This is a genomic window from Micromonospora hortensis (assembly GCF_022230935.1).
GTDB classification, from domain to species: domain Bacteria; phylum Actinomycetota; class Actinomycetes; order Mycobacteriales; family Micromonosporaceae; genus Micromonospora; species Micromonospora hortensis.
The window spans coordinates 91,210-107,109 of record NZ_JAKKFE010000004.1 but is presented as its reverse complement, the minus strand read 5'-3'; the positions used below and the strand labels follow the sequence as shown (position 1 = coordinate 107,109).

The 15,900-nt window shown below is 71.4% G+C and carries 11 protein-coding genes and 1 pseudogene; 7 read left to right on the top strand and 5 right to left on the bottom strand.

Features of this window, described 5'->3' with window-relative positions; all coding sequences use genetic code 11:
- Window positions 1-30: 30 nt before the first annotated feature.
- The 3 genes and pseudogenes from ftsL to mraZ form a co-directional block, all read right to left on the bottom strand.
- Window positions 31-636 carry a cell division protein FtsL gene (gene ftsL, locus NIE111_RS02745; RefSeq protein ID WP_210785713.1) on the bottom strand — a complete coding sequence of 202 codons (606 nt, stop codon included), beginning with the start codon at window positions 634-636 and terminating at the stop codon, window positions 31-33.
- A 63-nt stretch (window positions 637-699) separates the two neighbouring features.
- Window positions 700-1,737, bottom strand: a pseudogene (gene rsmH / locus NIE111_RS02740) (16S rRNA (cytosine(1402)-N(4))-methyltransferase RsmH); the annotation flags it as partial.
- Between the two features lie 206 nt (window positions 1,738-1,943).
- Window positions 1,944-2,375, bottom strand: coding sequence for a division/cell wall cluster transcriptional repressor MraZ (gene mraZ / locus NIE111_RS02735; protein WP_238682869.1), 432 nt, complete (start codon window positions 2,373-2,375; stop codon window positions 1,944-1,946).
- A gap of 355 nt (window positions 2,376-2,730) precedes the next feature.
- Between mraZ and NIE111_RS02730 the strand changes: the two genes are divergently transcribed.
- The 4 genes from NIE111_RS02730 (at window position 2,731) to NIE111_RS02715 (ending at window position 6,725) form a co-directional block, all read left to right on the top strand.
- A complete protein-coding gene (locus tag NIE111_RS02730; RefSeq protein WP_238682881.1) occupies window positions 2,731-3,978 on the top strand; it encodes a MurT ligase domain-containing protein in 1,248 nt (415 codons plus the stop codon).
- The gene (locus NIE111_RS02725) at window positions 3,968-4,687 is read left to right on the top strand and encodes a type 1 glutamine amidotransferase (protein ID WP_238682868.1); all 720 of its coding nucleotides are present in this window, start codon (window positions 3,968-3,970) and stop codon (window positions 4,685-4,687) included. Before NIE111_RS02730 ends, NIE111_RS02725 begins: the two co-directional genes overlap by 11 nt.
- The gene (locus tag NIE111_RS02720) at window positions 4,684-5,367 is read left to right on the top strand and encodes a TVP38/TMEM64 family protein (protein ID WP_238682867.1); all 684 of its coding nucleotides are present in this window, start codon (window positions 4,684-4,686) and stop codon (window positions 5,365-5,367) included. Before NIE111_RS02725 ends, NIE111_RS02720 begins: the two co-directional genes overlap by 4 nt.
- Before the next feature lie 143 nt (window positions 5,368-5,510).
- The gene (locus NIE111_RS02715; RefSeq protein WP_238682866.1) at window positions 5,511-6,725 is read left to right on the top strand and encodes a hypothetical protein; all 1,215 of its coding nucleotides are present in this window, start codon (window positions 5,511-5,513) and stop codon (window positions 6,723-6,725) included.
- A 183-nt stretch (window positions 6,726-6,908) separates the two neighbouring features.
- On the opposite strand, the gene leuS is transcribed toward NIE111_RS02715, so the two are convergent.
- Window positions 6,909-9,749, bottom strand: coding sequence for a leucine--tRNA ligase (gene leuS, locus NIE111_RS02710; RefSeq protein ID WP_238682865.1), 2,841 nt, complete (start codon window positions 9,747-9,749; stop codon window positions 6,909-6,911).
- Window positions 9,750-10,152: 403 nt separating this feature from the next.
- On the opposite strand from leuS, the gene NIE111_RS02705 reads away from it, so the two are divergent.
- Genes NIE111_RS02705 through NIE111_RS02695 form a run of 3 tightly spaced genes read left to right on the top strand, consistent with a single transcriptional unit; the run spans window position 10,153 to window position 14,996 of the window.
- Window positions 10,153-11,208, top strand: coding sequence for an AAA family ATPase (locus tag NIE111_RS02705; RefSeq protein WP_238682864.1), 1,056 nt, complete (start codon window positions 10,153-10,155; stop codon window positions 11,206-11,208).
- A 1-nt stretch (window position 11,209) separates the two neighbouring features.
- Entirely contained in the window at window positions 11,210-12,508 is a 1,299-nt protein-coding gene (locus NIE111_RS02700) for a DUF58 domain-containing protein (RefSeq protein ID WP_238682863.1), read from the top strand.
- Between the two features lie 16 nt (window positions 12,509-12,524).
- Window positions 12,525-14,996 carry a transglutaminase TgpA family protein gene (locus NIE111_RS02695; RefSeq protein WP_238682862.1) on the top strand — a complete coding sequence of 824 codons (2,472 nt, stop codon included), beginning with the start codon at window positions 12,525-12,527 and terminating at the stop codon, window positions 14,994-14,996.
- 449 nt (window positions 14,997-15,445) lie between these two features.
- Here the strand turns inward: NIE111_RS02695 and NIE111_RS02690 are convergent, their stop codons facing one another.
- Complete coding sequence (locus NIE111_RS02690) at window positions 15,446-15,844, bottom strand: SCO2097 family morphological protein (RefSeq protein ID WP_030334542.1); 399 nt, start codon at window positions 15,842-15,844, stop codon at window positions 15,446-15,448.
- Window positions 15,845-15,900: the final 56 nt, after the last annotated feature.

The window sequence follows — 15,900 nt, the reverse complement described above, 5'->3', positions numbered from 1 at the left end:
GCGCGGCTCGTCCGACCTTGGTGGCACCGGTCAGCCTCCCGCACCCTGGCTGGTCACCGACGGCTGGCCGTTCGCCGGCTGCGGCACACCGATGGTCTTGCCGTCCGGCAGTCGGATGTAGCCCGGCTCGCCGGCGTCGACCAGGCCCAGCCGCTTCGCGTTGGCGGTCAGGTTGCCCGGTGCCTCGGCGTCGGCGATCTGCTTGTCCAGTTGCTGCTTCTCCAGGTCCAGTCGAGCCTGCTGCTGCTGCAACCGCTCCAGCCGGAACGCGTTCTCATTGATCTTGGTGTTGACCGCCAGGATGCCCAGCACCCCACCGACCACCAGCACCACGATCAGCGCCGCGAACGGCGCACGCGGCACCGAGATCGGCGGTGGCGGCGCCACCCGCAGCCGTGGCGGCCGGGCGCTGGTCGCGCTGGCGGCCTTCTCGACCGGTCGCAGCGCGGCCGTGCCCTGAGTCGGGAACTCGCGCGCCCCCCGGGCGCGAGTCTCCCCCTGCCGATTCGTTCGATCGATGCGTGGCGTACCGTTTCCGAGGCGCGGAGCCCGCTCCGCCGCGATCCGGCCCCCCGACCGCGGTGCGCGCTGCCCGCCGCCGGTGACGTCCCGGCGGTCGCGCTTGTCAATGCTCATGTCCCCTCCCCCTCAACGTCCGTCCCTCTAGCCGTCCCGGTGCCCCTGACCCCCCACGGATCAGGCGGACCCCGTGCCCGGTTGGTGCATGCCCTTCACCCGTCGGCGAGACCGTTCGCGGTCGGTCCGCCCCTGCTCTGTCGCGTTCGGGTCGAGTCGCTCCGCGGCCCGCAGCCGCACCGAGGCGGCCCGCGGGTTCGCGGCGACCTCCGCCTCCCCCGGCAGTTCGGCGCCCCGGCTGAGCAGCCGGAACGTCGGACCGGACCCGGGAAGCTCGACCGGGAGGTCAATCGGGCCCTTACTGCGGACCCGGTCCGTGAGGGCCGCCTTGGTGAGCCTGTCCTCCAGCGAGTGGTAGGACAGGACCACCATGCGACCGCCCACGGTCAGTGCGTCGAGTGCGGATGGCAACGCTGTCTCCAGCGCTGCCAGCTCTCTGTTTACCTCGATCCGTAAAGCCTGAAACGTTCTCTTTGCCGGGTGCCCACCCGTTCGTCGGGCTGGTGCCGGAATGGAGTCCCGAACCAGCTCCGCAAGCAACGCGGACGAGGTGATCCGGGCCCGCTCCCGCTGCCGGATGATCGCCGAGGCGATCCGACCGGCGAACTTCTCCTCGCCGTAGACCCGCAGCACCCGGGCCAGGTCCGGATGGGCGTACGTGTTGACCACCTCTTCGGCGGTCACCCCCCGGGTCTGGTCCATCCGCATGTCCAACGGCGCGTCCTGGGCGTACGCGAACCCGCGGTCGGGCGCGTCCAACTGCAACGACGAGACACCCAGGTCGAACAGGATGCCGTCGATGGCCGGATAGCCCAGCCGGTCGAGCACGTCCGGCAACTCGTCGTAGACGGCGTGCTCCAGGTGCACCCGATCGGCGAACCGCGCCAGCCGGACCCGCGCGTGAGCGAGCGCCTCGGTGTCCCGGTCGAGCCCGATCAGGACCGTCTCCGGATGCGCCTCGAGCACCGCCTCCGCGTGCCCGGCGAGACCGAGCGTCGCGTCGACGTAGACCGTCCGGCCGCCTCGACCCAGCGCGGGGGCCAGCAGCTCGAGACACCGCTCGAGCAGCACCGGCACGTGCGTGCCGCGCAACTCCCCCATGATGACCCCCACTGGTTGAAACGTCCGTTCTTCTCGTGCGCCTGTCGTCGGACGGCGCTGCCGTCGTACCGCCAGATCCCCATCCGCTCCCGCCTGACACCGGACCGTCGCCCAATGACTGGATCGTGCGCCTGGCACCGGGGAAGTGATGCCAGGAACTCGAAAGCGGCTGGAGATCTCGCAGTACGTCGGGCGCCGTTACCGCCCTACAGACCGCCGGGCAGCACCCCCTCCTCGATGTCGGCGAAGTCGTCTTCGCTCTCGGCGAGGTAGGCCTCCCAGGCGACCTTGTCCCAGATCTCCACCCGCGTGCTCGCGCCGATCACCACCAACTCGCGGTCCAGCGCGGCATAGGCCCGCAGGTGAGCCGGAATGGTCACCCGGCCCTGCTTGTCCGGAACCTCGTCGTGCGCGCTGGCAAAGAAGACCCGGCTGTAGGCCCGGGCCGCCTTGTGGGTCATCGGCTGTGCGCGCAACTGCTCCGCGATCCGCTGGAACTCAGGGGTCGGGAAGACGTAGAGGCAGCGCTCCTGCCCTTTGGTGACCACGACACCCCCCGCCAGCTCATCCCGAAACTTGGCCGGAAGGATCAACCGGCCCTTTTCGTCCAGGCGCGGAGTGTGGGTGCCGAGAAACATCGGCCCAACCCCCTCGCCCCTGAGCGGCGTTCGCGGCGCCGCTGACCCCCCGGGCCGGTGAGCCCTCCCGGCCTCACCATTGGTCCCCACTCTACTCCACTTCCCTCCACCCGCAACCAAATACGCCCGCGTGGCGCGCCTGACCCGGCGACAAAACCGCACGTCACGAGGGGTGGAGCGGAGTGGAGGGCTCCGGCCGCCCCTCGGCGTGGTCCGCTTTCCGACATAGATCGACTCCGTCCGGGGGACGCCGACCCGGCCGCCCGCGCAGCCACCACGGCCGAACGGTTCACAGTCGGCGGCGATCTGGTGGGGCCGGCGGTCCGGTAACCTCGCTCGCGTGACGGACGCGAAAATGCCCCTACGGGCCAAGGTGGCCAGCTCCGTGTCACGGACCGCCGCGGCGCTCTCCCGGGCCGCCGGCCGTGGCGACGGTTCGGTGATCGGCGGGTGGATCGGCCTGAAGATCGACCCGGACCTGCTGGCCCACCTGTCGGCCGGGCGCGCTATCGCGCTCGTCTCCGGCACCAACGGCAAGACCACCACCACCCGGTTGACCTCCGCCGCTGTCGGCGTGCTCGGCCGGGTCGCCACCAACTCGTTCGGCGCCAACATGCCCAGCGGGCACACCTCGGCGCTGGCCAAGGCCGGCAGCACCCCGTACGCGGTGCTGGAGGTCGACGAGCACTACCTGGCCCAGGTGCTGGAGGCGACCGAGCCGCACGTGGTCGCGCTGCTGAACCTCTCCCGCGACCAGCTCGACCGCGCCAAGGAGGTCGCCATGATGGCGCAGCTCTGGCGCGCGGCGCTGGTCCGGCACACCAACGTACGGGTCGTGGCCAACGCCGACGACCCGCTGGTGGTGTGGGCCGCCACCCCACCGGGCGACCCCGCCCGGGGCATCAACCCGCCGCACGTGACGTGGTTCAGTGCCGGCCAACGCTGGCACGACGACTCCTGGGTCTGCCCGGAGTGCGGCTCCACCATCCAGCGCTCCGGCGAGCAGTGGTGGTGCACCGGCTGCCCGCTACGCCGACCGGAGCCGCACTGGGTCGTCGAGGACGAGGGCGTGCTCGACCCCACCGGCGCCTGGCACAAGGTCTCGCTCCAACTGCCCGGCAAGGTCAACCTCGGCAACGCGGCGACCGCGCTGGCGGTGGCCGCCGAGTTCGGCGTACGCCCTGTCGACGCGGTGTCCCGCCTCGGCATCGTCACGTCGGTGGCCGGCCGCTACGCACAGGTCGACAAGGACGGGCGCAACATCCGGCTGCTGCTGGCCAAGAACCCGGCCAGTTGGCTGGAGGCGTTCGACATGGCCGACGACGCGCCGACCCTGCTCTCCATCAACGCGCGCGACCCCGACGGTCTGGACACCTCCTGGCTGTACGACGTCGACTTCGCCCCGCTCCGCGGCCGGCAGGTGTTGATCACCGGCGACCGGGCATACGACCTGGCGGTTCGACTGGACGTCAACGACGTGCCGTTCCAGCACGTCCGCACGTTCGACGACGCACTCCGGTCGGTCCCGCCCGGCCGGCTGGAGGTCATCGCGAACTACACCGCGTTCCAGGACATCCGAGCGGAGTTGGACCGTGTCATCTGAGAGTCTGCGCATCGTCTGGATCTACCCCGACCTGCTCTCCACCTACGGAGACCGGGGCAACGCCCTGATCCTCGCCCGTCGCGCCCGTCAGCGTGGGATGCCGGTCGAGGTGCTGGAGGTCCGCTCCGATCAGCGGCTGCCCGCGACCGCCGACATCTACCTGGTCGGCGGCGGCGAGGACGGCCCGCAGGCGCTCGGCGCCCAGCGGCTGCTCGCCGACGGCGGCCTGCACCGCGCGGTCGCCCAGGGCTCTGTCGTGTTCGGCGTCTGCGCCGGCTACCAACTGCTCGGCACCTCGTTCTTCGCCAAGGGTGTCCAGTGCCGCGGGCTGGAGCTGCTCGACCTGCAGTCCGACCGGGGTGAGAGCCGAGCCGTGGGTGAGCTGGCCGGTGAGATCGACCCCCGGCTGGGCCTGCCCCCGCTGACCGGTTTCGAGAACCACGGCGGCCGCACCCACCTCGGCCCGGAGGTTTCCCCGCTGGCAAGGGTCACCGCCGGCGTGGGCAACAACGGCGCCACCGAGGGCGCGTGGCGCGGCAAGTTGCTCGGCACCTACTCGCACGGGCCGGCGCTGGCCCGCAACCCGGCCCTGGCCGATTTGCTGCTGCGCTGGGCCACCGGGGCACACCAACTCCCGCCGTTGGACGACACCTGGTCGGACCGGCTCCGCAACGAGCGCCGCTCCGCGGTGGCCGCCGCCCGGGCATGATCCGCGCCGTCCGGCGGCTGCTCCGGCAGCCGTCGGCCGCCCGGTTCGCCCTGCTCGTGCTGCTGATCGGCGGGTGTGGGTTACTGCTGCTGCTGGTGCCCCGGCCGGATCCGGCGCAGTTGCCGCTGGTCGCCGACCGGCTCGGCGATCTCGCCCCGGTGGCGGCGATCCTCGGTGGTGCGCTGCTGCTTGTCGCGCTGGTGCCCCGGACCTTCATCACGCTCGCCGCAGGTGCGATCTTCGGTCCGCTGGAAGGTGCCGCGTACGCCCTGGGCGCCGCGCTGGTGGCGGCGGCGATCGGGTTCACTGTCGGCCGGTTGCTCGGTCGGGAGTTCGTCGCCGAGCGGGTCCGCGGTCGCCTGGCCCGCCTCGACGGCTGGTTCGCCCGGCAGAGCGTGCTCGGTGTGGTCACCGTTCGACTGCTGCCGATCGCCGGCTTCGGCCTGGTCAGCTATGGCTACGGCACGACCGGAGCCCGAGTGCTGCCGTTCCTGGCCGGCAGCGTGATCGCGTCCGCGCCGACCGCCTTCGGCTACGCGGCGATCGGCGCGGCGGTCAGCTCCCCGGGGCACGTCAACTGGTACGCCGCCGCCCCGGCCAGCCTCGGTCTGATCGCCAGCCTGGTGCTCATCCACCAGTGGTGGCGCGCAGAACGCCGCCGCCGCTCCATGCCGGTCTGACCCGCTGCGGAGAGCCGAGCAGACCCCCTGCCACCTGCTGACGTCGATGACAGGATCCTGTCGGTTCGGCGGTGGTAACGGCCGGACGACGATCCCGGCGGCAGGGCATCGGGCAGCGCCGGCGCGATCTAGCGTCTGCGGCCATGACGCCCTTGCCTCGAGCCAGGATCGGTCCCCGAGCCATCGCCCTCGTTGTCGTCCTCGCGGCGGCGCTGCTCGCGGCGTGCACGCCGGGCGACCCACCGGCCGCATCGTCGCCGCCCGCCACTGCCGAGGCACCGCCCGCGACACGGGTGACCGCCCCACCGCTGGCCGACTTCTGCCCGGTCGCCATGCCGCCGAGCTGGCAGGACGCGATCCGTGACAGTCGCCTTCCCCAGGAGCCCGGGGAACGATGGGCGGCGCTCACCCCGGCGCCGGATGGTCGCTCCGCGTTCGCCACTGTGCAGCGCGGCGGCTCAATGACGCTGGTCTGGCAGGAGAAGGACGGCCGACGGCGGGAGGTGGCCACCATGCCAGACATGTTCACCTTCCCCCTGTGGGGCGTCTTCGACGGGCGCTGGCTGGTGTACGCGCGCAGCAGCCTCATGCGAGCGGCACCCCACGGCGGCGGCGGCTCCGAACTGTTTGCCTGGGATGCGGAGTCGGGGACCGCACCACGGCAGGTGCTGGGCACCGCGGACTTCCTCTTCCGGCCCCCGTTGCGCGACGGGAAGCTCGCCGTCACCAGGATCCTCGGCGAGGACCGGAACGAGCTGACCCTGCACGACCTGGCTGCCGGGACGGTCCGCACGGTGGCCACCGGCCCGGTGGGCGGTGTCGGGTTCCACGGCGCCGACCTGCTCTGGTTCGATCGGGCCACGGGTCGCCTGAACGCTGTCGGTCCGGACGGTAAGGCTGGGTCCGCGCCACAGCCGAGCCCGGGACCGGGCACCACGGTCGACGTGACCACCGACGGCCGGACCACTGCCTGGGTGTCCCGCGACGAGCGCACCCTTACCGTCTGGCGACCGGACTGGGCGGCACCGGTCCGCGCGTTCCGGGTGACTTCTCCGTCGGCCACGGCCGCCACTACCTCGTTGCCACCGGGCACCAGGCCCCCGACCGTCGACCCCTTCCACACGGTCGCCACGCCCACTGCCGTCGGGGACCTGGTGATCTTCCAGTACCACCTGGGTTGGTACGTGGCCGACCTGCGAACCGGGTCGTACGTGCGGCTGACCGCCGATCACGCCCACGCGGTCGCCTCGGGCGAGGCGCTGCTGGTGGACCCGGACAACAACTCGGACCCCGCACAGCAGCATGCGTACTCGCTGCTGCGCCCGGACCGACTACCGCCACTGCCGCCCTGCCCGTGACCACCGGAGCGCAACGCCGGGCGGCTGGTCGAGCTGATCCGGCGACTGCACGAGCCGGCTGTGCGGCGGCCGGCGGAGATGCGCCGGAGAACGTTATGACTCAGAGGCATGTTTATGCCTCTGAGTCATAACGCTCAACGCGGTGCCCACCTGCGTGGACGTCACGGTGCCTATCGCTCGCCGTCAGGCGACGACCGAGACCATCCGGCCCTTGACCACGATGACCTTGCGCGGTTCCTTGCCGTTCAAAGTTGCCGCCACCGCGTCCAGGGCCGCCGCGCGGACGCTCTCCTCGGAGGCGTCGGCGGGGACCTCGACGCGACCACGGACCTTGCCGTTGACCTGCACGGGGTAGGTAACCGTGTCGGCCACCAGCAGCGTCGGGTCGGCGGTCGGGAAGTCCGCGTACGTCAGTGAGGTGTCGTGGCCCAGCTTGCGCCACAGCTCCTCGGCCACGTGCGGGGCGAACGGCGCCACCATCAGCACCAGCGGCTCGGCCACCTCGCGGGGCGTGGCCGACAGCCGGGTCAGCCCGTTGGTCAGCTCGATCAGCTTGGCGATCGCGGTGTTGAACCGGATGTTGTCCATGTCGCCACGGACCCCGTCGATCACCTTGTGCAGCAGCCGACGGGTCGCCTCGTCGGCCGGGTCCTCGGTGATCCGCAGGGCACCGGTCTGCTCGTCGACGACGGCCCGCCACACCCGCTGCAGGAACCGGTACGAGCCGACCACAGCCCGGGTCTCCCACGGGCGGGAGACCTCCAGCGGGCCCATCGACATCTCGTACACCCGGAAGGTGTCCGCACCGTAGGCGGCACACATGTCGTCGGGGGTCACCACGTTCTTCAGTGACTTACCCATCTTGCCGTACTCGCGGTTGACCGCCAGGTCACCCAGGTAGTAGGCGCCGTCGCGCTCGAAGACCTCCTCGGCCTGCACGTAGCTGCCGCGCGAGTCGGTGTACGCGTACGCCTGGATCATGCCCTGGTTGAACAGCTTGCGGAACGGCTCGAACGACGACACGTGCCCCAGGTCGAACAACACCTTGTGCCAGAAGCGCGCGTACAGCAGGTGCAGCACGGCGTGCTCGGCGCCTCCGACGTACAGGTCGGTGCCCCCGCAGTCACCGTCGGCGCGCGGACCCATCCAGTACCGCTCGTTCTCCGCGTCGACGAACCGCTCGCTGTTCGTCGGGTCCAGGTAGCGCAGCTCGTACCAGCAGGAGCCCGCCCACTGCGGCATCACGTTGGTTTCCCGGGTGTAGCGCTTCGGCCCGTCACCCAGGTCCAGTTCGACCTCGACCCAGTCGCGCCGCCGGGACAGCGGGGTCTCCGGGTTGCTGTTGGCGTCGTCGGCCTCGAACGTCTTCGGGGAGAAGTCGTCGACCTCCGGCAGCTCGACCGGCAGCATCTCCTCCGGCAGGGCGATGGCCGCGCCGGTCTCGTCGTAGACGATCGGGAACGGTTCGCCCCAGTAACGCTGCCGGGAGAACAGCCAGTCGCGCAGCCGGTAGGTCACCGCGCCGGTGCCGTGCCCGTTCGCCTCCAGCCAGGCGATGATCGCCGCCTTGGCGTCGGCGACCCCCAGGCCGTTCAGGTCCAGGCCGCGCTCGGGCGCGGCGCTGTTGATCGCCGGGCCGTCCCCGGTGTACGCCTTGCCGTCGAAGCCCTCCGCCGGCTGCACGGTACGGACGATGGGCAGCTCGAAGACCTCGGCGAACGCCCAGTCCCGCTCGTCCTGCGCCGGCACCGCCATGATCGCGCCGGTGCCGTAGCCGGCCAGCACGTAGTCGGCGATGAAGATCGGGATCTGCCCACCGGTGACCGGGTTGGTGGCGTACGCGCCGATGAAGACGCCGGTCTTCTCCTTGCTGTCGGACTGCCGCTCGACGTCGGTCTTGGCGGCTGCCGCCTTGCGGTACGCCTCGACGGCCTCCCGGGGGCTGGCGTGCCCGCCGGTCCACGCGTCCCTCGTCCCGTCCGGCCAGCTGGCCGGCGCCAGCGTGTCGACCAGCTCGTGCTCGGGCGCCAGCACCATGTAGGTGGCGCCGAAGACGGTGTCCGGGCGGGTCGTGAACACCCGCACCGGTGCCGCGCTGGTCGGGAAGTCGATGTGGGCGCCGGTGGAGCGGCCGATCCAGTTGCGCTGCATCAGTTTGATCGGCTCGGGCCAGTCCAGGCTGTCCAGGTCGTCCAGCAGCCGGTCACCGTAGGCGGTGATCCGCATCATCCACTGCTTCAGGTTGCGCTTGAAGACCGGGAAGTTGCCCCGCTCGGAACGGCCGTCGGCGGTGACCTCCTCGTTGGCCAGCACGGTGCCCAGCCCCGGGCACCAGTTCACCGGCGCCTGCGAGACGTACGCCAGGCGGTGGTCGTCGACGACCTGGCGGCGCTCGGCGACGCTCAGCTCGGCCCAGGCGCGGCCGTCCGGGGTGGGCCGGTTACCGCCCTCGAACTCGGCGATCAGCTCGGCGATCGGACGGGCCCGGTTGGCGTCGCTGTCGTACCAGGAGTTGAAGATCTGCAGGAAGATCCACTGGGTCCAGCGGTAGAAGTCGGTGTCGATGGTGGCCACCGAGCGGCGCTCGTCGTGCGCCAGCCCCAGCCGGCGCAGCTGCGCCTTGTACCGCTCGATGTTCGCGACGGTGGTGGTGCGGGGGTGGGTGCCGGTCTGCACCGCGTACTGCTCGGCGGGCAGGCCGAACGCGTCGAAGCCCATCGCGTGCAGCACGTTGCGGCCGGCCATCCGCTGGTAGCGGGCGTAGCAGTCGGTGCCGATGTAGCCCAGCGGGTGGCCGACGTGCAGGCCCGCTCCGGAGGGGTACGGGAACATGTCCAGCACGTACAGCTTCTCCGCGCCGGCGCGTGGATGGGTCGGGTCGGCAAACGGGCCGGTCGGGTTCGGTGCGTGGAAGGTGCCCTCGCGCGCCCAGATGTCCTGCCAACGAATCTCGATCTCGTCGGCCAGGGCCGCGGTGTACCGGAACGGGGGAATGTCGCCCGCCGGTGCGGCTGCCTCACTCATCGTCTCTCCTCGCTTCGCTTCGCTTCGTCTCGGCGCCACCGGGCCGGGCCGGCGGCGGGCACAAAAAAGCCCCTCGCGCAGGAGGGGCCGCCGTGCTGTCGCTGGGTTCAGCGCATCAGCACGGCCCGGTAAGAAGCAGGAAGACTCCGGCCATGCCCCGCAGTGTACCTCTTCCACGGATCGCCCTGCCGGCCCCCGGGCGTTGTCGAACCCGTTCCCCCGAGCTGGCGAATATCGGTGCGTAACCGACGGACTACCTGCGGGGGTCGGCGATAACGACAAACATGGTTAGCCTGAGAGACTAGTGAGATTCCTGCGGCAAACGAGGCTCGACGTCGCGAACCCAACGGCGGGTCCAGGTGCTCTCTAGAGAGCTGCCGTGACGGCGACGAGGAGGAGGCCCGTGACACAACAGACCTGGGACGAGGTGGGCGGCCTGTTGCCGCACGACGAGTTCCGCGCCGCCAGCGAGGCCATCGTGGCCAACATCGAGCAGGTCATCGAGGGTAAGACCGCCACAGTGCGGCTCGCCCTGGCCGTCCTGCTCGCCGAGGGTCACCTCCTGATCGAAGACGTCCCGGGTGTCGGCAAGACCAAGCTTGCCAAGGCCCTCGCGCGGTCCATCGACTGCACGGTGCGACGGATCCAGTTCACCCCCGACCTGCTGCCCAGCGACGTCACCGGGGTCAGCGTCTACAACCAGGAGACGCACGACTTCGAGTTCCGCCCCGGCGCCGTGTTCGCCAACCTGGTGGTCGGCGACGAGATCAACCGGGCCTCGCCGAAGACCCAGTCGGCGTTGCTGGAGTGCATGGAGGAACGGCAGGTCACCGTCGACGGGGTGACGTACCAGCTCCAGACCCCGTTCATGGTGATCGCCACCCAGAACCCGATCGAGATGGAGGGGACCTACCCGCTGCCGGAGGCGCAGCGCGACCGGTTCACCGCCCGCATCGCGATGGGTTACCCGGACTCCCACGCCGAGCTGGCCATGCTCGACGGGCACGGCGCCACCGACCCGCTGCACGAGCTGCGCGCGGTCTCCGACGCGGCCATCGTCCGGCAGCTGATCGCCACCGTCCGCCAGGTGCACGTGGCGGACGCGGTCAAGCAGTACGCGATCGACCTGGTCACCGCCACCCGCGAGGCCCCCGACCTGCGGCTCGGCGCGTCCCCCCGGGCGACCCTGCAGCTGTTGCGCACCGCCCGGGCGGTCGCCGCCCTGGAGGGCCGCGACTACGTCCTCCCCGACGATCTGCAGGCCCTGGCGGTTCCGGTGCTCGCCCACCGGATCATCCCGACCGCCGACGCGCAGCTCGCCCGGCGCACCACCGACGCGATCGTCTCCGAGCTGGTGCACCGCCTGCCGCTGCCACACGACCGGCAGCGCAACCCGTACGACACCCGGCCCCCCGCCACCGGCAACGGTCGCGCGCCCTACGAGCCGCGGAGGCCATGACGTGCGTGCCGGGCTACGCGGGCTGACCACCCGCGGGCGGTCCTTCCTCGCCGCTGCGGTCGCGGCGGCGATCTCGGCCGGCATCCTCGGCGAGAAGGACCTGCTCCGGGTGGCTGTGCTGTTGGCCATCCTGCCGTTGCTGGCCGCCGCCTACGTCGGGCGGAGCCGCTACAAGCTGGCCTGCAACCGTTCCCTGGACCCGCACCGGGTTCCGGTCGGCGCCAACTCCCGGGTGGTGCTGCGCCTACAGAACCTCTCCCGGCTGCCGACCGGCACCCTGCTCCTGGAGGACCGGCTGCCCTACGCGTTGGGCAGCCGGCCCCGGGTGGTGTTGGAGCGGCTCGGCGCGCACCAGGCCAGCTCCGTGGCGTACACGGTGCGGGCCGACGTGCGGGGCCGCTACGACGTGGGCCCGCTGGTCGTCCGGATGACCGACCCGTTCGGCCTCTGTGAACTCACCCGCTCCTTCCCCAGCACCGACCACCTGACGGTCATCCCGCAGGTCACCCCGCTGCCGTCGGTCCGGCTCCCCGGGGAGTACGCGGGCAGCGGCGACAGCCGGGCCCGCTCGGTGGCGGTGCACGGTGAGGACGACGCCGCGACCCGGGAGTACCGGCGCGGCGACGACCTGCGCCGGGTGCACTGGAAGTCCACCGCCCGCACCGGTGAGCTGATGGTGCGCCGCGAGGAGCAACCGTGGGAGAGCCGGGCCACAGTCGTCCTGGACACCCGGGCGTACGGCCACCGGGGCGAGGGGCCGACGGCCAGTTTCGAGTGGTCGGTCTCGGCCGCCGCGAGCATCGCCGTCCACCTGCGGCAGGCCGGTTACAAGTTGCGCCTGGTCACCGGCTCGGGGGCAGATGTGGACGCCTCGGAGGCCGGCGGCGACGGCGCGCTGCTCGATCACCTCGCGGAGGTCCGACTGGATCAGCGCGCCGAGGTCACCGGCCTCGTGCAGCGGGTCCGCCAACGCGCCGACGGCGGTCTCATCATCGGCCTGTTCGGCACTGTGAGCATCGCCGAGGCGGAGCTGCTGGCCGGGCTGCGGGGCAACGGCGCCACCTGCGTCGGCTTCCTCCTGAACAGCTCCACCTGGCTCAGCCTGCCGGAGAAGGCGCGGGCCGAGGCGGAGCACGCCCACGCCGCCGCCGTCCTCGCCATGTTGCAGAGTGGCTGGCGGGTGGTCGGCGTCGACCACGGCGGCCGGCTGCCGGCGCTGTGGCCGCAGGTCGGTCGGGGTGCCCAGGGGTTCGCCCTGCGAGCCGCGCTGGCCGAGACGGTCGCCGGCGGTGTGCGATGAACGGAAGGCTCCCCTCATGATCAGCAGTCGGAACATCGGCATGGTGGCGGCCGCTGCCACGCTGCTGGCCGCCGCGCCGCTGTCGGCCATCTTCCAGGGCTGGACGTGGTTGATCGAGTCCATCATCGCGGTCGCCGTGGTGGCCGGGGTGGCCGCGCTGACCCGCCTCGCCCGGGCACCCTTGTGGGGTCAGGTGCTGGGCATGCTGGCCGGCCTGACGCTCGCCCTGACCTGGTTGTTCCCCAGCGGCCAGGAGCTGTTCGCGATCCTGCCCACCCCGGGCACGCTCGCGTACTTCGGCGACCTGCTCGCCGGCTCCATGCAGGACATGCGCTCGTACGGGGTCGAGGTCCCGGACACCGATCCGCTGCTGTTCATCGCCGTGCTCGGTGTCGGCGGGGTCGCCGTGCTGGTGGACGTGCTGGCCGTGGGCCTGCGTCGGCCCGCGCTGGCGGGGCTGCCGATGCTCGCCATCTACTCGGTGCCGGTCGCCGTCTACGTGGACAGCGTCCCCGCGGTGCCGTTCGTGGTGGGCGCCGCCGGTTACCTCTGGCTGCTGGTCACCGACAATGTCGACCGGGTGCGCCGCTTCGGACGCCGGTTCACCGGTGATGGCCGCGACGTCGACGTGTGGGAGGCCTCTCCGCTGGCGTCCGCCGGCCGTCGGCTCGCGGCGGTCGGGGTGGCCCTGGCTGTGGTGCTGCCGCTGGCGGTGCCCGGCATGACCAGCGGGCTGCTCGACTCGCTCAGCCGAGGGCCGGGCAACGGCACCGGCAACGGGTCCGGCTCGGGCGGCACGTCGGGTCGGATCGACCTGTTCGCCTCGCTCGCCGGTCAGCTCAACCAGTCCCAGGTGGCCGACCTGGTAAAGGTGAAGACGTCCGAGCAGAACCCGTTCTACCTGCGCTACGCGGTCGCCGACGAGCTGCGCCCCGCTGGTTTCCAGGCGCGCAACCCCAGCGGCCGGTCGGTCAACAAAGACCTACCGAACCCGGCCGACCGGGCCGGCCCAGGCGTGCGGCAGACCACCTACCAGGCGACCGTCGAGGTCACCAAGAGCCTGAGCATGTCGCTGATGCCCGTGTACGCCGAACCGACCAGCGCCGACGACCTCAGCGACAACTGGCTCTACGACACCAACCAGCAGGTCGTCTTCTCCAACCGGGAGAACTCCCGCGGTCGGAAGTACTCCTTCGACTACGTCCGCTCGACCTTTACGCCCGACGCGTTGCGAGCCGCGAAGCCGCTGCCGACCGAGCACCCCGTACGCCGACAGATGACCGCCACCCCCGGGCCGGTGCCCGAGGTGGAGGAGCTGGTCAAGGGGCTGATCCAGGGCAAGCGCACCGACTACGACAAGGTGCTGTCGATCTACCAGCACTTCTCGGCGGACAACGGCTTCAGCTACCGGTTGAGCACCGAGAGCGGCAGCAGCGGTCAGGACATCGTCAACTTTCTGACCAACAAGGTCGGCTACTGCCAGCAGTACGCCGCCGCGATGGCCTGGCTGGTCCGCTCGGCCGGCATTCCGGCCCGGGTGGCGTTCGGGTTCACCAACGGCAGCAAGCGCGACGGTGACACCTTCACGCTGACCAATCTCAATCTGCACGCCTGGACCGAGGTCTACTTCGACGGGGCTGGTTGGGTGCCGTTCGACGCCACCCCGGCGTACGGTGTGCCCGGCTCCACCCGGTCGGCCTGGGCACCGGACACTGACGCGCCGGAGGAGCCCAGCCCGAGCAGCGGCGCTACGAGCGCCCCGACTGACCCGGATGCCTCGACGGCGCCGACCGGCCCGGACAACGCCGACCAGGACACCGACGACGGGCTCTCTCTCGGCGGGACGACCCCGAACGAGCAGCCACCGGTCTGGCCGTGGTGGGCAGCGGGCCTAGTGGCCCTGCTGCTGTTGCTCGCGGTGCCCGCGCTGCGCCGGATGGCCCTGCGGCGCCGACGCAGTGGCCGCGCGGCGAGCGTGGCGATGCCCTCCGCGAGGGTCGACGGCGACAGCGAGCCGGGGGCACGTCCGGTGGTGGTCAGCGCGGACGCCGACCGGGCCCGCGCGGACGCGCACGCCGCCTGGGCGGAGCTGCTCGACACGCTTGTGGACTTCCGGGTTCCGGTCGATCTGACCGAGACGCCCAGGGCGACCGCGGACCGGCTTGTCCGGGACTCCCTCGACGATGATGACGCGATCGGGTCCGTGCGGCTGTTGGGCCGGGCAGAGGAGCGGGCCCGCTACGCGCGGGATCCGCTGACCGGTGAGCGGTTGCTGCCGGCGCTACGCGCGGTCCGTGCGGCACTCGCGGCACGGGCGGACCGACGGACCCGCCTGCTCGCCGCCGTGCTGCCGCCCTCGGTGCTGCTGCGTTGGCGCACCACAACGGCGGACAGGTCCGGCCGGATGGTGGCGCTCACCGGGCAGGCCCGGTACCGACTGCTGCGGTGGAACCCCCGACGGCTGCTGGCCGACCGGGCCGCTCGCTGACCGAAACCCGACCCACCCACTCCGCCACCACCTACCCGGCGCCGCCCATGATCACTTGATGACCAGTAGTTGCAGACCGCTTCTGGTAGCTACTCATCATCAAGTGATCATGGGCGCTCTGGGGTGGCGACGCCGGTCAGGCGCAGCGGGACCGTGTTGACGCGAGGTCGAAGACCGCGCGGGCCGAGTGGGGCCTCGGCTGAGGCGATATCGGGTCTGCGCTGTGGTGCGGTGACGTCGCGGTGTCCCGGACCACCCAAGGTCGTGCTCGATCCAGGAAAGAGGCCCTTCCCCTCGCACACGATGCCACTACTTCCAGGATCGAGCACGATCTTGCGGGAGAGGGCGGCCAGCGGTAGAGGGCGCGCGGATACGACGGAGGTCGCCGGGGGCTGTTGCCCGGCGACCGCTCGTCGCGGCGTACGGCCCGCCTCAGCGGCGGGACCGGCTCAGCGGTGCCCCTCCGGGCGCTGCCGCCACCTGTCCTCCATGCGGTCCAGGATTGACGACCGGCGACCGGATCGGCCACCGCGGGGACGACGACGACTCGTCGTGCCGCCCACCACGTGCAGGTCGGGTGACTGCGCCCGCCGGTGCGACTGCACCGCGAACGCGGCCGACGCCAGCATGACGACGAAGCCCGCCACCGCCAGTGGTGGAGTCTTGATCACCGCGCCATAGACCAGTAGAGCCAAGCCAGCGATGATGACGCCGGCGGCGACGAGCAGGCGACGCCGCGCATGGAAGCGCGGATCGCTGGCGCGCACGGCCGAGGCGAATTTGGGGTCCTCGGCAAGCGACCGCTCGATCTGCTCGAACAGCCGCTGCTCGTGCTCCGAGAGCGGCACGGCACTCCTCCCCGGTCACGTTGGTCGGGCCCACTCGGGCCGACAGACCGTGGCAG

Excerpts from the sequence above, each read along its gene's own strand:
- mraZ (WP_238682869.1), bottom strand. The coding sequence starts at position 2,375 with ATGTTTCTCGGCACCCACACTCCGCGCCTGGACGAAAAGGGCCGGTTG.
- leuS (WP_238682865.1), bottom strand. The coding sequence starts at position 9,749 with ATGAGTGAGGCAGCCGCACCGGCGGGCGACATTCCCCCGTTCCGGTAC.
- NIE111_RS02730 (WP_238682881.1), top strand. The coding sequence starts at position 2,731 with ATGCCCCTACGGGCCAAGGTGGCCAGCTCCGTGTCACGGACCGCCGCG.
- NIE111_RS02695 (WP_238682862.1), top strand. The coding sequence starts at position 12,525 with ATGATCAGCAGTCGGAACATCGGCATGGTGGCGGCCGCTGCCACGCTG.
- ftsL (WP_210785713.1), bottom strand. The coding sequence starts at position 636 with ATGAGCATTGACAAGCGCGACCGCCGGGACGTCACCGGCGGCGGGCAG.
- NIE111_RS02715 (WP_238682866.1), top strand. The coding sequence starts at position 5,511 with ATGACGCCCTTGCCTCGAGCCAGGATCGGTCCCCGAGCCATCGCCCTC.
- NIE111_RS02720 (WP_238682867.1), top strand. The coding sequence starts at position 4,684 with ATGATCCGCGCCGTCCGGCGGCTGCTCCGGCAGCCGTCGGCCGCCCGG.